This is a genomic window from Peribacillus deserti, from assembly GCF_016909175.1.
GTDB classification, from domain to species: Bacteria; Bacillota; Bacilli; order Bacillales; family DSM-1321; genus Paraperibacillus; species Paraperibacillus deserti.
In genome coordinates, this window is the sequence record NZ_JAFBFI010000002.1 from 239,996 (window position 1) to 257,161 (window position 17,166).

18 protein-coding genes are annotated in these 17,166 nt (G+C 38.2%); 15 read left to right on the forward strand and 3 right to left on the reverse strand.

The genetic code is table 11. The features are described 5' to 3' along the window. The first annotated feature begins 82 nt into the window (after window positions 1-82). The 12 genes from JOC77_RS03330 to JOC77_RS03385 all read left to right on the forward strand — a co-directional run bounded on the left by JOC77_RS03330 (window position 83) and on the right by JOC77_RS03385 (window position 10,901). Window positions 83-661, forward strand: a complete 579-nt coding sequence (locus JOC77_RS03330; RefSeq protein WP_204538561.1) for a GNAT family N-acetyltransferase — start codon at window positions 83-85, stop codon at window positions 659-661. Between the two features lie 215 nt (window positions 662-876). After that, complete coding sequence (locus tag JOC77_RS03335; RefSeq protein WP_204538563.1) at window positions 877-1,686, forward strand: uroporphyrinogen-III synthase; 810 nt, start codon at window positions 877-879, stop codon at window positions 1,684-1,686. A 49-nt stretch (window positions 1,687-1,735) separates the two neighbouring features. Then, entirely contained in the window at window positions 1,736-2,656 is a 921-nt protein-coding gene (gene panE, locus JOC77_RS03340; protein ID WP_204539179.1) for a 2-dehydropantoate 2-reductase, read from the forward strand. Between the two features lie 138 nt (window positions 2,657-2,794). Beyond that, window positions 2,795-3,535, forward strand: a complete 741-nt coding sequence (locus tag JOC77_RS03345) for an oxidoreductase (RefSeq protein ID WP_338047166.1) — start codon at window positions 2,795-2,797, stop codon at window positions 3,533-3,535. A gap of 437 nt (window positions 3,536-3,972) precedes the next feature. Beyond that, the gene (locus tag JOC77_RS03350) at window positions 3,973-5,181 is read left to right on the forward strand and encodes an MFS transporter (protein ID WP_239558567.1); all 1,209 of its coding nucleotides are present in this window, start codon (window positions 3,973-3,975) and stop codon (window positions 5,179-5,181) included. 96 nt (window positions 5,182-5,277) lie between these two features. Next, window positions 5,278-5,577, forward strand: coding sequence for a hypothetical protein (locus JOC77_RS03355; protein ID WP_204538566.1), 300 nt, complete (start codon window positions 5,278-5,280; stop codon window positions 5,575-5,577). Window positions 5,578-5,735: 158 nt separating this feature from the next. Beyond that, window positions 5,736-6,161, forward strand: coding sequence for an EamA family transporter (locus JOC77_RS03360; protein ID WP_204538569.1), 426 nt, complete (start codon window positions 5,736-5,738; stop codon window positions 6,159-6,161). Between the two features lie 348 nt (window positions 6,162-6,509). Beyond that, entirely contained in the window at window positions 6,510-8,252 is a 1,743-nt protein-coding gene (locus JOC77_RS03365; protein ID WP_204538572.1) for an alkaline phosphatase D family protein, read from the forward strand. A gap of 48 nt (window positions 8,253-8,300) precedes the next feature. Beyond that, window positions 8,301-8,510, forward strand: coding sequence for a twin-arginine translocase TatA/TatE family subunit (locus tag JOC77_RS03370; protein ID WP_204538575.1), 210 nt, complete (start codon window positions 8,301-8,303; stop codon window positions 8,508-8,510). Window positions 8,511-8,642: 132 nt separating this feature from the next. Further along, a complete protein-coding gene (gene tatC, locus JOC77_RS03375) occupies window positions 8,643-9,377 on the forward strand; it encodes a twin-arginine translocase subunit TatC (RefSeq protein WP_204538578.1) in 735 nt (244 codons plus the stop codon). A gap of 331 nt (window positions 9,378-9,708) precedes the next feature. Beyond that, window positions 9,709-10,725 (forward strand): TIR domain-containing protein, encoded by a 1,017-nt coding sequence (locus JOC77_RS03380; RefSeq protein WP_204538581.1) that lies wholly within the window; start codon window positions 9,709-9,711, stop codon window positions 10,723-10,725. After that, entirely contained in the window at window positions 10,722-10,901 is a 180-nt protein-coding gene (locus JOC77_RS03385) for a hypothetical protein (protein ID WP_204538584.1), read from the forward strand. The genes JOC77_RS03380 and JOC77_RS03385 overlap by 4 nt, the downstream gene beginning before the upstream one ends. Before the next feature lie 221 nt (window positions 10,902-11,122). Here JOC77_RS03385 and JOC77_RS03390 read toward each other — a convergent pair whose 3' ends face one another. Next, window positions 11,123-12,634, reverse strand: a complete 1,512-nt coding sequence (locus JOC77_RS03390; protein ID WP_204538587.1) for a multicopper oxidase family protein — start codon at window positions 12,632-12,634, stop codon at window positions 11,123-11,125. Window positions 12,635-12,891: 257 nt separating this feature from the next. On the opposite strand from JOC77_RS03390, the gene JOC77_RS03395 reads away from it, so the two are divergent. After that, on the forward strand, window positions 12,892-13,602 hold the full coding sequence (locus tag JOC77_RS03395; RefSeq protein ID WP_204538590.1) for a DUF421 domain-containing protein: 711 nt from the start codon (window positions 12,892-12,894) through the stop codon (window positions 13,600-13,602). Between the two features lie 369 nt (window positions 13,603-13,971). Here the strand turns inward: JOC77_RS03395 and JOC77_RS21700 are convergent, their stop codons facing one another. Next, entirely contained in the window at window positions 13,972-14,262 is a 291-nt protein-coding gene (locus JOC77_RS21700) for a hypothetical protein (protein WP_338047167.1), read from the reverse strand. Further along, window positions 14,228-16,366, reverse strand: coding sequence for a TOTE conflict system archaeo-eukaryotic primase domain-containing protein (locus JOC77_RS03400; RefSeq protein ID WP_338047168.1), 2,139 nt, complete (start codon window positions 16,364-16,366; stop codon window positions 14,228-14,230). Before JOC77_RS03400 ends, JOC77_RS21700 begins: the two co-directional genes overlap by 35 nt. A gap of 73 nt (window positions 16,367-16,439) precedes the next feature. Here JOC77_RS03400 and JOC77_RS03405 point away from each other — a divergent pair, with 73 nt between their 5' ends. Beyond that, on the forward strand, window positions 16,440-16,604 hold the full coding sequence (locus JOC77_RS03405; protein WP_204538593.1) for a hypothetical protein: 165 nt from the start codon (window positions 16,440-16,442) through the stop codon (window positions 16,602-16,604). Continuing rightward, window positions 16,601-17,143, forward strand: coding sequence for a DUF6155 family protein (locus tag JOC77_RS03410; protein ID WP_204538596.1), 543 nt, complete (start codon window positions 16,601-16,603; stop codon window positions 17,141-17,143). Before JOC77_RS03405 ends, JOC77_RS03410 begins: the two co-directional genes overlap by 4 nt. The last annotated feature ends 23 nt before the right edge of the window (window positions 17,144-17,166 follow it).

Genomic DNA, 17,166 nt, shown 5'->3' on the forward strand with positions numbered 1-17,166 from the left:
ATTAAGGGTATAGTACTCTTGAGGCATTTAGAATTCTTGTTAATAAACAGCAAATGAAACTAACATATAAAGGGGTTTAGCTATGCACTGGTATGAAAAATTAAATCAGTATTTTCCAATTGAAGAAATGAAATCTAAAGAGCATATGGAAACATTACTTAAAGAAAAATCAGATATATATCATAAAGATGAAGGACCTAACCATGTTTTAATGTATGTAGAACTAGACAGCTTTGTTTTTATTGATTATCTCTTTGTATCTAAAGATGCCCGTGGCGAAGGTCTCGGGCGTAAATTACTAGACAAAATGAAAAGAAAGGAAAAGCCTATTATTCTTGAAGTCGAACCAGTCAACTATGAGGATACAGATACAGAAAAAAGACTGCGTTTTTATAAACGTGAAGGTTTTGAACACGCACAGAGAATAGGCTATCGAAGAAGGTCTTTGGCAACAAAACAGATTAATGAGATGGAAATCTTGTACTGGGCTCCAAACAATGAACCTGAAGAAGTCATTTTTGAGGCCATGAAAAAAACGTATGATATGATTCATACTTATAAGGACCAGCACTTTTACGGGAACTCTTATCAGCCGGTTGACGAGGTGCTAACCTATAACGAAAAGGATAACGAAAGGGAAAATATTTTAGAGGATTTGTAGATTCAGGCTTATTTTAAATCAAAAAATAACTTTTGATCCTATACGCGGTATAACATTAGAGCACTCGGCTGCCGAGTGCTCTTTATTTATGGGACTGGATTTTCTAGTGAAAGCAATGAACATGGCGTACCACCTGAGTTGTGTTAAATCCTAAAAAGCCATAAAATTAATAATCATTATAGAATTAAATTCACCAGTGAAACGGGGGAAATACGATGGGTAAAGGGCTGGCTGGAAAAAGAGTCGGTATAGGAGGTTCCCGCAAAACAGAAGAAATCAGTGCCTTGATTCAAAAACAAGGTGGTGAGGCATCTGTGCGGTCTCTTCAGGGAACCGTTTTTTTGGCAGAACGAGAAGTAGAGCCAGAAATGCAGACGTTCATAAACGAAGGAGCAGACTGGATCATTTTCACCACCGGAATAGGAATTGAATCTCTATTTAGCCTTTCTGAAAAACTCAATGTGAAAGAAGCATTTTTACAACGTATTATTGAGGCAAATGTCGCGGCGAGAGGATATAAGTCCTTTGCGGTATTAAAAAAGGCAGGAATTGTACCAGTGGCGGTTGATGATGACGGAACTACAAGAGGACTCATTAGAGCTCTTGAAAATGAGGATTTCCGCGGCAAGAAAGTAGTGATTCAGCTCCATGGAGACCCTGCCCCTGCCTTAACAAAGTTCTTTAAAGATCAAGGATCCATAGTATCAACAATTCTTCCTTATCGGCATATTCCTCCAGAACAGGAATCTGTGAAGAAACTTTGCTCTGAATTAATGGAACATCAATTTGATGCATTTTGTTTTACAACGGCCGTTCAAGTTCGTTCATTATTTACCTATGGAAGAGAATTTGGGATTACTTCTCAGTTACTGAATGCTTTTAATGGGCCAGTAATGGCTGTGGCTGTAGGGAAAGTAACAGCAGAGGCTTTATTTGAAGAAGGTGTAGAGAAATATCTTGTACCTGAGAATGAAAGAATGGGTGCCATGATCGTCGAGCTGTCTCGTTACTATGAAAACGCTTAAACTATGATAAAATTAATAAAGCGATTGGATTAGGGGGAGAAGAATGAATATGCGCATTTTAGTGTTAGGAGCAGGTGGAGTCGGAGGCTATTTTGGAGGCAGATTAGCAGAGAAGGGGGAAGATGTTACTTTTCTTGTTCGAAGCAGCCGTAAACAGCACCTGGAGAAACATGGTTTAGTGATTCATAGCATACACGGTGATATGAGAGTCAAGCCGCAATTAATAACTGCAGCGGAACCAGCTTCTTCTTTTGATTTAATTTTGTTTTCAACAAAAGCATATCACTTAGAGGATGCGATTAATGATGTAAAACCCTTCGTTGGTGAGAACACGGTTGTGCTGCCCCTGTTAAATGGAATGGCACATATACATAGATTACAACAAGAATTAGGCAAAGAAAAGGTTATCGGCGGATTGTGTTTCATCGAAACAACTCTTAATGATGGAGGGGAGATTATTCAAACGAGCCCCATGCATCGCGTGGTTTTTGGAGAAATGGAGGAACGCAGCTCTGACAGAATAAGCAGAATTGCCGAATTGTTAAGCGGCACTAAAGCTTCTTTTGTCTTAAGTGAGCAAATTGAGCAGGATATGTGGCACAAATACCTCTTTATTACTACATTATCAGGCTTGACTACTTTAATGCGCAGTCCAGTCGGTCCTATTCGCGATCTAGAGGGTGGACGGGCTCTTTTCCTCCAATTGCTCGAAGAAACAGCAAACATCATGTCAGCTCATGGTGCTCCTATCCGTGAAGACATTGTGGAAGAACATTTGAATACAATAGTAAAAATGACTTATAACATGAAATCGTCCATGCAGCGGGATATGGAAAAAGGCACAGCCGTCGAAGCAGGACATATACCAGGATTTTTATTGAAATTAGCTGAGCAATACTCTATTAAAGCTCCGCTGCTGACTATTATTTACCAAAATTTATTAGTTTACGAGAGTGTGCAACATTCATAGAGAATTGGAATATATGATATTGGCTCTCATATATATAATTAAGAGCCTTGAATGACCCATTTTTCATTCTTGGCTCTTTTTGTAAGCCGAAAATTCGATAGATTACCTATTTTCCCAAAATGAAAGAGGGCCCGAGAAATGACTGAACAAGAGTTACAAGGTAAGATCATGATTATTACAGGTGCGAACAGCGGTATAGGGTTTGAGGCTGCCAAGGCCCTTTCTAATAAAGGTGCACGAGTTATCTTAGCCGTCCGGAATGAACTAAAAGGAAAGGAATCAGCGGGGCTCATTTTGCGAGAAAATAAAGATGCTTTAGTAGAAGTGATGAGAATCGATCTTTCGGATTTGCAAAGTGTGGGTGAATTTGCTGAAACCTTTTCCAAGCGTTATAACTCTCTGGATATTCTAATCAACAATGCCGGAGTAATGATCCCGCCCTATCTGAAAACAAAAGATGGATTCGAACTGCAGTTCGGCAGCAACCATTTAGGGCATTTTGCCTTAACCGGTCTGCTTCTTCCTCTCTTAAAGCAAACACCGGATTCTCGGGTAGTCACACTCAGCAGCTTAGCGCATAAAGGCGCTGCTATAGATTTTAATAATCTTCAAGGTGAAAACGGATATAAAGCAATGAAGTTCTATGGCCAAAGTAAACTAGCCAACTTATTATTTTCTAAAGAGCTGGATCACAGGCTGAAACAGCATCATATATCTACAAAGAGTATCGCGTGCCATCCGGGCATTACTGCTACTAATTTATTTAAACTGGGGCAAAAGGATGCTCCTTTATTTCTTAAAAAACTTTCAGCCTTATTTCTCCAGCCAGCACATATTGAGCCCTTCCTACCCTGTATGCAGCAACAAATGAACAATTAAAAGGCGGAGAATATATCGGTCCAGATGGAAAAGGCAGCCGAAAAGGATATCCTAAGATCGAAACGCTGGCTGACTCTGTTTATAATCGGGAGACGATGGAAAAGCTTTGGAGCGTATCAGAAGCTTTAACAGGAGTAACTTATCATTTTTCTTAAACGCATTATAGAAAAGACCCAGTGAATGGAGTTTTTAATACCATTCCCGGGTCTTTTTCTATTGTTTTCTGAAAGGAAAAAAACATGAGAAATGAAGTGGGAAAGGTACTTGTTCAAATGATTTCAAGATAAAAAGCCGGCTAATTTGATTTTATTTCTAAAATAGAAATACAGTTTTGAAAAAAGGGGAAATAGATAGAAGATGAGCATTTAATGCTTTTAGCTGTTTAGAATAAAGTCATAGACTATTAGTTCTATTTGTATTTTGAGAGGAGACTGTTCATGCACGAAAGAATGACAGGTGAAGAAAGCAATATATATATTAAAAAGGAACGGATCTGGACGAAAGACTTTGTGTTAATCTGTCTGGCCAATTTTTTTATTTTTCTTGGTTTCCAGATGACACTTCCAACGCTTCCCTTGTATGTTGAACACTTAGGCGGCAGTGATCAGCTCATCGGATTTATAGTCGGAATCTTTACTTTTTCTGCCCTGCTTATACGCCCTTATGCAGGACATGCATTGGAAACAAAGGGCCGAAAACTTGTGTATCTTACAGGTCTTGCTATCTTTGCCTTAGCCGTTGTGACCTTTGGTTTTTTAGAAAGCATTTTTCTCTTATTTGCCATGCGCATAGTCCAGGGGATTGGCTGGGGATTTTCGACCACTGCATCCGGGACCATTGCTACCGATTTAATCCCGGCCAAAAGGCGTGGTGAAGGAATGGGCTATTATGGACTCTCAGGGAATATTGCTCTGGCCTTTGGTCCTTCCCTAGGCCTTCTGCTGGCCGTGGTGGTTCCTTTTAATATGCTGTTTGGGATTTGTGCGTTTTTCGGCCTGGCTGCTCTCCTGTTATCGGCAAAAATTCAATTTAAAAAAACCAATCTGCCAAAGGCCAAAGCCGTGGGGGTCAAATGGGATTTTTGCGAAAAAAGTGCCTTAAAGCCTTCCGTTCTCTTATTTTTCATAACGGTGACTTTTGGAGGAATCGCTTCATTTCTGCCTTTATATACAGCTGAAAAAGGAATTTCAGGAATACAGATCTATTTTTTATTTTATGCTTTGGCTTTAATGGTTACTAGAACCTATGCAGGCATGCTGTATGACAAAAAAGGCCACAGGGCTGTATTTATACCGGGTGCCGTATTAATAGCAGCCGGCATGCTTTTTTTATCCTGGCTTCCTAATTCACTTGTCTTATATAGTGCGGCTGTTTTATACGGCTTAGGTTTTGGGATGGTTCAGCCCGCTTTGCAGGCCTGGTCCATTGAAAAAGCGCCCGCCAATCGAAAAGGAATGGCAACAGCGACCTTCTACTCTTTTTTCGATCTTGGTGTCGGTATAGGAGCAATAGTATTTGGACAGATCGGCCACTTATTTGGGTATCAAAGCATCTATATCGCTGCATCTCTATCCGTGTTTATCTCAATGGCTGTATATGTCTTATTTCTGTTCCAGGAAGGTAAGCAAAGGGCAGTGAGCAGATAACAGTTTCACTTCAAGCGGCTGCCCCTATTAAATAGACCAGCGATGTTTGATCATGAAAGGACTGGGTACTTGTTTATCAAAAGAGGAGGTGGAAAGATGATTACAAGAAATATAGCAGGCACGCTGGCGGTTGGAGCGGCTGTCTACCTGTTTCGAAATCCAAAAGCCTTAGAAAGACTGAAAAGCCAGTTCCAGTCATACATGAGTAAAAAGAATACATCTGCTGTTGAACAAGAAAAAAATGCAAACTTGGAACAAGGATTTGAAACACTGGCTAAGGAAGGTGCCTTATCCAAGTCAAGTACCATACGCACTAACGATACATTTACGAATAGCAAGGATATGAAAATTGGTGAAGACCCTTATCCAAAAATCACTACATCCTCCAGTCAGTAAAAAGAAGCGGCATTTGCTGCTTTTTTTTATTAAACTTCTTAAGAAAAGCTTAATTAGTGTATGATTCACCCTCCTTTTTCATAAAATAACGGAGATATAAAAAAACAGTACCTGCCATATGGCTGCCGGCAATGAAACGAAGCGGAAGGTGAGAGGTTATGTCCTGGCTTATTTATGCCATTCTATCTGCTGTATCAGCTGCTTTTGTTTCTATATTTGGCAAGATGGGTTTAGAAAAGGTGGATGCCAACACTGCAACGGCAGTCAGGTCTGTTATTATGACCCTCTTTTTGTTCAGTGTGGTTGCTTTCCAAGGGAATATAAGCAAGATCCCTGAGATTATCGGTTCCAAGAAAACCTTTATGTTCGTTATACTCTCCGGACTAGCAGGGGCCACTTCATGGCTTTTTTATTTCCTGGCACTTAAAACGGGAAAAGTATCCCAGGTAGCTCCTATTGATAAATTAAGCGTTGTGATTGCTACAGTAGCTGCGATTGCCTTCTTTGGAGAAAGACTCAGCCTTTTAAATGGAATCGGAGTTGTTCTGATTGCGCTGGGTGTTCTTTTCACTGCTTTGCATTGAACGATGCGTGCGTTACAGTTGATAATTCTTTACAAGCTATACTTACCGAAGCCGTTGTTTAAAACGGTTTTTTTGTATTCTCTGTAAAAGGATTCTTATTTCCTTTTCTTTATATTTTGATTTAGTAAAGCTTTCTTTAAGAATAACTAGGTAAAATGGCTGTCTGAATGTGCAAAACGAGCAGGTAATACATAACCATTTGTGCTCCTTCCAGCTTATAAACTACGTTTGTCCTATATGGAAATACCTAGAATGAAATGAATGTCTTTACATTTCTTAACATGCAGTTAAAAAATCACTTATATACTGGAACCGTTCCAAAGATTGATTTTTAGGAGGAGTAAATCAATGAATTTTGAACGGTCTATGGATGAGATCATTAAGAATTGGAGCGAGACTAGTTTAAGCAAGAATATGGATCGCAGAAACTTTATTCAGGGAGCAAGCAAACTTGCGGGACTTTCGCTCGGACTTGCGATGGTGCAGTCAATGGGCGGCGTTGAGGTAAATGCAGCACCGAAATTCAGCGATTATCCCTTTACTCTAGGCGTGGCTTCGGGTGACCCGCTATCAGACAGTGTTGTTTTATGGACAAGGCTTGCGCCAGACCCTCTGAATGGCGGCGGTATGCCTGCAGAAGCTGTTCCAGTCAAATGGGAAATGGCCAAGGATGAGCATTTCCGCAAGGTTGTCCAAGAAGGAAAGGTGATAGCGCGGCCAGAACTTGGACATAGCGTGCATGTGGAAGTGAGTGGTTTAAAATCGAACTCTATTTACTTTTACCGCTTCAAAAGCGGAGGCGAAGTCAGCCAGACAGGAAAAACAAAAACTCTGCCAAAGCTGGGTGAAAGCATTTCCAGTCTTACATTCGCTTTTGCATCCTGCCAGCAATATGAACACGGGTATTTTACTGCTTATAAACATATGGCCAAAGAAGAACTTGATCTTGTTTTCCACCTTGGAGATTACATATATGAATACGGACCAAATGAATATGTTTCACCGACCGGCAATGTCCGCGTCCACAATAGCCCAGAAATCATTACTTTGGCAGACTATCGCAACCGATATGCACTGTACAAATCAGATGTAAATTTAAAGGCCGCACACGCAGCATTTCCATGGATCGTTACGTGGGATGACCATGAAGTGGAGAATAATTATGCCAGCTTGATTCCTGAGAAAGGGCAGTCAGTGGAAGCATTCATCAAACGGCGTGCAGCTGCTTACCAGGCATATTATGAACATATGCCACTAAGGAAATCTTCCTTGCCAAAGGGGGCAGATATGCGTTTGTACCGGAATTTTACATACGGAGACCTTGCATCCTTCTTCGTCCTTGATTCACGTCAATACCGTGATGATCAGGCAAATGGGGACACTAGTTCACCACAGACAGAAGAATCTCTTGATCCAAAACGTACCCTTCTTGGGGAGGAACAAGAACAGTGGGTTACAGAAAACCTTGCCAAGTCGACAACTATTTGGAATGTGCTGCCTCAGCAAATTTTCTTTGCACAGAGAAATTATGGAACCTTAACTGCTCCTAGATACAGCATGGATTCGTGGGACGGATATCCTGCTGCGCGCGAACGTTTGATTGAGATCGTAAAAACAAATAACCTGGATAATCTTATTGTGTTAACAGGGGATGTGCATGCGAGCTGGGCTTCCAATCTGAAGCTGGATTTTGATGATCCGAATTCAAAAACGTTTGGTGTTGAATTTGTAGGAACGAGCATAACGTCTGGCGGAAATGGAGCGGACAAGCGTGCTGATACAGATAAAATAATAAGCCAGAATCCACATATAAAATTTTTCAATGATTACAGAGGCTATGTTCGCTGCCAGGTAACTCCTGAACAATGGCGGGCAGACTACCGGGTTGTTCCGTTTGTCACTGAACCAGGTGGAGATATTTCGACAAGAGCATCATTTGTTTATGACAAGGATCAGGCTGGGCTGAGGAAAGTTTCTTCGACTGTTGTTTCTGAAGGTGTTCAAAAAACAAATGAAGTGGAAGAAGATCGTAACCGCGCCCATAATCGTGCTCATGAAAAACAAAGAAGCCGTAAGAAAGTTTTAAATTAATATCCTTATTTTAAATTAGCGGTAAAAATAGAAAGGGTGAAGGTAAAAATGCTTTCAAATATTGGTATACCAGGACTAATTCTAGTTCTTGTAATTGCTCTTATTATTTTCGGACCTTCTAAGCTTCCTGAAATAGGAAGGGCGTTCGGGCGTACTTTAACAGAGTTTAAAAGAGCGACTAAGGGGCTTGTAACCGATTCAGATACGGATGAGCAAGAGAAAAAGCCTTCGCTTGCAGCTGTTAAAAAGGAAGGCTGAATCAGGTTCCTTACTGAGAAGAGTAGACGGGGGAACCGTCTGCTTCTTTTTTAGGCGGGACAATATTAAAGATGCGTCCGTCCGGAAACATAGGAGGGTTTATAAGGATATAAAAATAGGAGGAATCAACCATTGGGCAGCAAGGAATTGCAGATTTCCCACCATTTAGAAGAGCTGCGGAAGCGGATCATCATAACGTTAGCAGGTTTTACAGCTTTTTTTATTGTAAGTTTTGTATTTGTCGAGGATTTCTATCATCTGCTCGTTAAGGATTTGGATGGCACATTGGCGGTTCTTGGACCTAGTGAGATTTTGTGGGTGTATATGTCGATAGCTGCAGTCAGTTCTGTTGCAGCAACTATCCCTCTAGCCGCTTTTCAGGTATGGCAGTTTGTAGCACCAGCCCTAAAACCTCATGAGAGGAAGGTAACATTCCGTTTTATCCCTGGCTTATTTTTATTATTCATCACAGGAATTTCGTTTGGTTATTTTGTTCTTTTTCCTATTGTAATTGGATTTTTGACTTCTCTTTCATCAGGGCAGTTTGACACCATGTTCACTGCTGAAAAATATTTCCGCTTTATGCTTAATCTGATACTGCCTTTCGGCTTTTTATTTGAAATGCCGCTCGTGGTTATGTTCTTAACAACACTGGGAATTTTAAATCCATCAAGAATGGCAAAGGCACGAAGACTATCTTATTTTGCCCTGGTCATCATTTCAATTCTTATTACACCTCCAGACTTGATTTCAGACATTCTGGTGATTATACCGCTGCTTGTCCTTTATGAAGCAAGCGCTCAGCTATCTTATTTTGTCCATCGTAAAAGATTGATAAGAGAGGATACGGCCGTAAGGATTGTATAGCCTACTGCAAAAAGCGAAAGAATGAGAGATCCATAAAAGTGGGAGTGCTTCTATAAAAAGAGGTGCTCCTTTATCAGTTTTACCGATTTTATAAAAATCTTCATGATCTCTTCATATCAGTGTAAGAACGTACGTTTGCTCACCTGGATTTTAGCAGGTATAATAAATTTAAAAAAATTGTAGTTTTACATTAAGCAAACTGATTACATAGATGCATTTCACGGATTTATCATTAAATAAGAGGGATAAAATGGTATAATTCATTCATAGGAGAAAACCGTTACATAACGTATTTTAGCAGCGGCCAAGCAACATTTCATAGGAGGCATTAATGGAGAATAAACCTTGTGTTTTTATCGGTTCGTCGAGAGAGGCTATGGATTATGTAAACGCTGTTCAAAAAGCGCTTCAATATCATGCCGAAGTAAACCCATGGTACGCAGGAGTTTTTTCACCCGGCAATTATACAATGGAGGATCTCGAAACACAATTAAATCAAAATGATTTTGCTGTTTTTATATGCTCTCCAGATGACATAATCGAAATACGCGGAAAAACGTTTCTCATTACAAGAGATAATACTTTGTTTGAAATGGGGCTGTTCTGGGGAAAGTTAAAAAGAAGCAGAGTCTTTTATTTAATCCCAAATACAGTACCCAAAACGAGAAATGATATAGACATCCAGAACTATCATCTCCTTTCAGATTTAATCGGGTTGAATCCACTCACTTATCAGGCTGCAACCAAAAATCATGATGCTGCCGTAAGTGTATCCTGTCAGCATATCATAAAGAAAATTCAAGAGCTGAAATTCTTTAATGACCCGGAAAAAATGTTGAAAGAAGCACTGAGGAAGCAAAGAGAAAGAGACGAAGTTGCTCTTTTTACACTTAAATTAACCAAGGAACTTATCGTGTATGATCATGAGAAAATTTATGAATATTTATCAGACGCACTAAGAAGCGTTTATGCTCTTCTTCCTTCCTTTAAGATGGATGGTGTTGGTGTTTGGAAGAAGGAAGGTCTCGATGGTTTAAAACATGCTGCCGGGAAAGCGGGAGAAATTACTTTTTATTCTTTTAACGTAAACAATGGTAAAGAAGAAAATGCTCCCGATCGAATTCTAGTGATAGACAGCTTATTAAAAGGTGAAGAATTGGTTCACTTAACGAAAGATCACTTGTTCAAAACTTATTTAATATGCTATCCTATAGGAGAAGAATTGGTAATAACAGTAACCATTTCAGGATCAGACATCCTGACAGATGACCAGCTGGATTCCCATTTTGCTGCGAACTATGATTTAATAAAAACGATTAATTATCTATTTGGAGGTGCTTCTAAATGACCAGAATTATTAATCCTTCCGAACACAGAAACTTTTTTGACAAGGATTTATTCAAACTTGGTAAGCCTGTTGTAGGTGTCAGGGCGGTAGCACCTGTAAAAGGTAAAGAACAGGTCGGAGCGGTGGTTTATAAACGAAAAGCTAAATTCGGCGATCTTTTTGAAAACCGGGCCTAATAAATGAACAAACACTTCAACTCGTTGATTGAAGTGTTTTTTTTATGGAAAATTTATTCTAAGTCTATGTGGCGCTGCCCGCTGCTGTGTATTTGACGACTGGCCATTTCTCCTTCCGTAGAGCGTTCAAAAAAGAACAAATTATTTACACTTGCAAATAATCGTAAGAACTTGTAGATGTATATTACATAATAACGTTAAGGATTGACAGATAACATCTCTCATTCTATAACAATAAACGGTCTCATCATTTCATAATCCTCGTGCTCTAAAATATGACAATGCCATACGTACAATCCCGAAAAAGGTCCAAAATTCATAATTATTCTAGTGATCTGGTTTGGATTGGCGTTAACAGTATCCTTCCAGCCTTGTTCTTGTGGTTCAGGAGGCATCGCTTCTCCTTTATAATGAATCACTCTCTCTTTTTTAAATGTATCTGCATCGAAATCCCTGCGGTCTACTATTTGAAAGTCTATTAAGTGAATATGAATAGGATGAGCATCATCCGTTAAGTTAATGAGATACCAAATCTCTGTCGACCATAATTTTGGATTTTCCGTAATCGGAGCATCCCACCGCTTATTATCCAAGAGCATGAATTCACGGCCATACTGATCCGTATTATCATTTAAGGTTAAATACCGTATTTTGGCAGCTGATTGTTCTTTGATTTTTAGAAATGGGATCGTATCAATACTTAACAGCGGAAGTGTTACTTTAAACTGCATCACGGTATTTGTATGTTCATCCGGTAAACTTCCAGCTGGAAAAGGAGCGGGGGCATCATTAGTCATGGTAATATTCCTGCCTTCAAGATTGGTGAAATCAATAATCACATCCGCTCGTTCTGCCGGTGCCAGTAGGATTTGTTTAACTGCTATCGGGTGCTGTAAGAATCCGCCATCCGTTCCAATTTGATATATATGTTGGCCTGAATCCAGCTGAATCCGAAAGTAACGGGTGTTAGAAGCATTCAGCAGCCTAAATCGATACTTACGCGGCTCCACGTTAAAATAGGGATAGACTTTGCCATTTACTAAGATCGTATCCCCAATAAATTCCGGAACGATTGAAGTATCTAATTCAGGGATAGGTTTCTCCGGATGCTTTGGGTAATAAAGAGTACCGTCTGAATTAAACGATTTATCTTGCAGCATAAGTGGAATATCATATGAACCGCTTGGCAGATTTAACGAACGTTCCCGCTGATCTTTTATTATGAAAAACCCAGCCAGTCCTGCATATATATTAAGCCGCGTAATTCCAAGAGCATGATCATGATACCAGAGAGTGGCAGCTCGATTACAATTATCATAGCGATATATTTGCTTTCTAAAATAGGGGCCGACTTGTTTGTAGCCCTGTGTAAACCAGGCCTCGGGGTAGCCGTCGCTTTCTGATTCCACACATGCGCCGTGAACATGTACCACGGTTCGAACTTCCGGCACATCCTTATGAGCCCCATGGACCGTATAGTCTACAGGGAGAAGATGCTTTTCCGGAAGATTATTGATCCACTTAATAAACACAATCTCACCGCTTTCAACCTCAATGGCAGGTCCGGGGTACATACCTTCATAACCCCATACAGTAGTATCATTCAGCTCACTATGAAGTGACTGCTTAACCTGTGTCATTTTTACTTCGTAATAGCTGCTGTACTTATTTTTTCGTAAAGGTTTCATTATAGGGGAGATAGGCAGTTCATCTAGAAATTTGGCTAGAATCATGTTTCAGCTCCTTTATAACCATCTTCTTGCTATAAGTTATAAACGTGACGAGCTGTTTATGACAATATCACACTGCTTTGACTTTGTGCTGCAGCGGGCGCTAATCAAAAATAGCCAACAGGGAAACATGACTTATTTCCTGTTGGCTTCTTTTTGCTTGGTAAACTTTCCTTATTTTGATGGATAATTTGTTAAATGGGCATCAACACTATTATAAATGAATCATTGTAAATCTGGTTAGAGGAGTGGGCGGGTCAATGCCTTCATATTTAGATGTAGTTGTTAGATCCTTATTATATATAGCAGTATTATTTTTTTTCACTAAGTTAACGGGGAAAAAGCAGCTTTCTCAATTATCCTTTTTTGATTATGTGTCCGGCATTACTATCGGAAGTATTGCCGGAGAAGTAATGATGGGATTGGAGAAACATTATTTTCATGGCGTCATTAGTATCGCTATTTTTAGCTTATTTACACTTTTAGTGGACCGATTATCGGTAAAGAGCAAATGGATTGGAGACATGGTGGAAGGGACGGGAACGGTTTTTATTCAGAATGGAAAGATACTTGAAGAGAATTTAAAAAAAGAAAACATCTCATTAAAAGAACTTTCAGCATTATTAAGAAAAAAGAGTGTATTCAATTTTTCGGATGTTGAATTTGCGGTTCTTGAGCCTCCAGGAGATTTAAGTATATTGCTAAAAAGTGATAAACAACCCCTTACACCAAGTGATATCGGATTAATTACTAAGCCAGTTAAACAGCCCTATACCATTATATCCGATGGAAAAGTATTACCAAAGTCTCTTTCTGAAGCAGGGAAAGATCTGCAATGGCTGGATCAAACACTGAATGAATGGCAGGTTGCTTTAGATCAGGTCTTCTATTTACAGATCAACACCAAAGGAGAAGTTGAAATTGATTTATATGACGATAAGAAAGAACTATCCATGCCAAAACAAAGTTGAGAATGTATAATATCATATAGGGCATTCACTTGATAAGAGTTGGATACATCACTCCAGCGAATTGAGACAGTTAATTCCCTTCATCATATTTCTAAATATGCCTGGATTCGCACAAAACACATGCATTTGTATAAAGAAAATATAAAGGGGCTTAAAATAGCCTAAAAATGACTTCTTTGTTAGAGCAGATAAATCCTTCCAAACAATTTTTTAAAGATAAATTCTGGTCAGGTCGAAACATTATTACAGTGAAAACAAAAGCATTAATATAAGGATTTTTTTCTTAGTAATTATTTGTATTTATAAGTATTGAAAGAGTAAAACAATAAAACTAACAGTCAACAAATTTGTTGACCGTTAGCTAATATTCTAAAATAATTTGATTTGTTCCGACTTAGGCTCAGCAGTTGTTTGTTGGTCCAATAATTGATAACCCATCGATTTATATTCCTTTTTTCTTTTTTCATACATTGCTTTTAAAATAGGTTCTTTATCATCGATATAATCGTACACTTTAACTTTCATCTTATGATCATGTAAACGATGTAGTCTTCCAACGTATTGTTGTAATGTCCCTTTCCATGATAAGGGCATGACTAAAAACAAGCAATCTAATCGGGCGTGATCAAAGCCTTCTCCTACATATTTTCCAGTGGGCAATTATCAATCTTTCCTCAGCATCGGATAGATTAATCAACTTATTAAGATTCTCTTTTTCTTCTCTTTGGCTTAACTTACCGGATAAAACGATAATGTTCTTCGCAAATCCCTTAAATCTTGATTCAAAGTAAACCGCATGTTCCACTCGTTCTGTTAATATTATCGGAACTGATCCACTGTCTAATTCTTTTAGTACATCATTAAAGATTAACTGATTTCGTTTTTCATCATTTATGAGCTCTTTATATATCGAGTGAATATCTTTTTTGCTGATCTCGTTTGTGCTCTTGAAGTTGGTGTGCCGAGGCAGCAAGATATGTTCAAATGGCCTAACTTTAGCTTGATTTTTTGCATTCACCTTATAACGAATGGGTCCTAACTGCATTGTCATAATTGGCTGCAATCCATCTTTTCTGTAAGGAGTGGCAGTTAATCCGTGTACGTATTTGGCATCAGCTTTTTTTAGAACCCTTTCAAAACTGTAGGCCGAAATATGATGACATTCATCTACAATTATTTGTCCATATTGAGTAATCTGGTCTTTGATTTCACCTTTGTAATTAAGACTCTGTATTGTTGCGATATCTATGATATTTGACTGTTTATTTTTCCCCCCGCCAACCTGACCAATATCTTTTTCATCCATATTCAAAAACATAGATAAACTACTTTTCCACTGATCAATTAATTGATTTCGATGAACAATGATTAATGTATTTATATTTCTTTTGGCAATAAGAGCAGCCGCAATTACAGTCTTTCCAAACTCGGTTGTTGCCGACAATATCCCAATGGGGTTTTCTAATAACTTTTGAACGGCTTGTTCTTGTTCGGATCTTAATTTCCCACTGAAAGCTATAGATGTTTTGACTCCTGAATTTGTATTCTCCTCAAAATCATACTCAATAGAGTAATCGTTCATTAAATTAATTAAATCTTCTTTACATCCTCGTGGTAAAACTAAAAATTTCTCTGTTTCTTCAAAACAAGTAATGTTTCTTGGTATGTCATGAGTGGATAACCGTCTTGCCTGGGCTTTGAAAAATTCAGGATTTTTGAATGCTGCTAACTGAATCATTTTATGAATTAATGATGATGGAAGGTTTTCTTTGTCGATATATAAACCGTTTTTTTCAATAACCGTTAGTCTAGAGGGTGTATAAAATTGGTTTCCATTGTTAAGTGGTGGTTCGTTTTCTTTAAGAGTGATTGATAATTCATTTTTACTACTTGATTTTAAAATGTTCTTAACAAGGTCTACTCCTATTTTTGTCACATGCTTTAAGTAGAGCCATTGATCAGGGTAAGGATTATGGTTTTCATCTATAAAAACGCTATTCCCATTCTTTCTTGGACCACCCTGCAAAGGAAGTGCAATTAAATTGCCGAACCCGCCTTTTGGCAATGTATCTTGATTGGGAAATAAACGGTCATATGAATCCATTCCCACCTCATAACGTTTTTCAAGTGTATCTAATAGAAGCACATTGCCTAGTCTGCGAGCTAGGGAAGCGGGAAGTGCTTGATCAAAAAAGATCCATACGTGGCATCCATTGCCTGAACGAGATCGCTCGATGTGAGCTGGAACATTCAAGTCTTTACATGTATTAATAAAAGCACGAACGTCTTTCTCCCAATTTTTTTTATCAAAATCAACAGCTAAAAACCAGCAAGTTTCATCTTGTAAAAGCGGATAGAGACCGATTGTATGTTTCCCTGAAAGATGATCATAGATTATCTTATCGTTAAGAGGGAGTAATGTCCGATGCTGGCAATTGGAACATTTAATTTTGGGTTTTTGACATAAAGCAGGGTGCCATTCGTTGCCACATGCAGGCGAGTATCCTGACTTTCCATTTTTTGATTCCCAGCGTAATGCGTATACATCTGTTCTTCCTTTAAACAGATCTTTATATATATTTAGTCGTTCGTGAATTTTTTGTTTGTTAGTAGAAATGACTTCCTTTTTTACTATTTGAAAAGAAGAGGTTACATCAGGATTAATATTATGATATTTCAATATCTCTTTCAATTTACGGTTTTCGAGTTTTAACTGTTCGCATTCTTTTAATGCAATCTTAAGTTCCTGTTCAAGGTTCAGCATGTTATTCCCTCAAATCGTTTTCTATAATTTATAAAGACCATGCATTTACACTTATATTATACTAAATGGAAACATGAAAGGAAAAAGCAAAAATAAACAAAACAATCTTGGAGAGATATACTTTCTAAAAGTAGCAGAGGAAGCATTAGAACCATATCTATTGACAAGAGAAGAAAAAGAAAATAATCATAATATAGATTTATTGATTATCAGCAGCGAAGGGATGGATGACAGTTGACATTATTAAAATTGAATGAATTAAAAAAAGAACTTAAAGCATTAGACCATAAGGAGTTAATTCAATTAATTACAGAGATATATAAAGTAAATAAAGATGTTCAACATTTTCTATCTAATAAGTTTTTAGGCGAAGAAGCTATAAATGATCTATATAAAAAAACAAAAAAGAAGGTGAAAGATGAATTTTTTCCTGAACGCGGTTTCGGGAAATTACGTTTAGGAGAAGCAAAAAATGCTATTTCGAATTTTAAAAAATTATCATCGGATGAACTTAAAACATTAGATTTAATGATTCTTTATGTTGAATTGGGTACAGAATTTACAAATGCCTATGGTGATATTAATATGAAATTTTATGACAGCATGGTGTCGATGTTCGATAAAGTAGTGATCGAATGTCACAAAAACGAGAAGGTTTTAAACTCTTTTAAATCTAGGCTATATACTATTGTACAAGAATCGGAAGGAATCGGATGGGGCTATCATGAAGTCTTATGTGATATCTATTATTCCTTAGACTTAGAAGAGGATGAATAAAGAAAGATGAAATCAATAGTAAT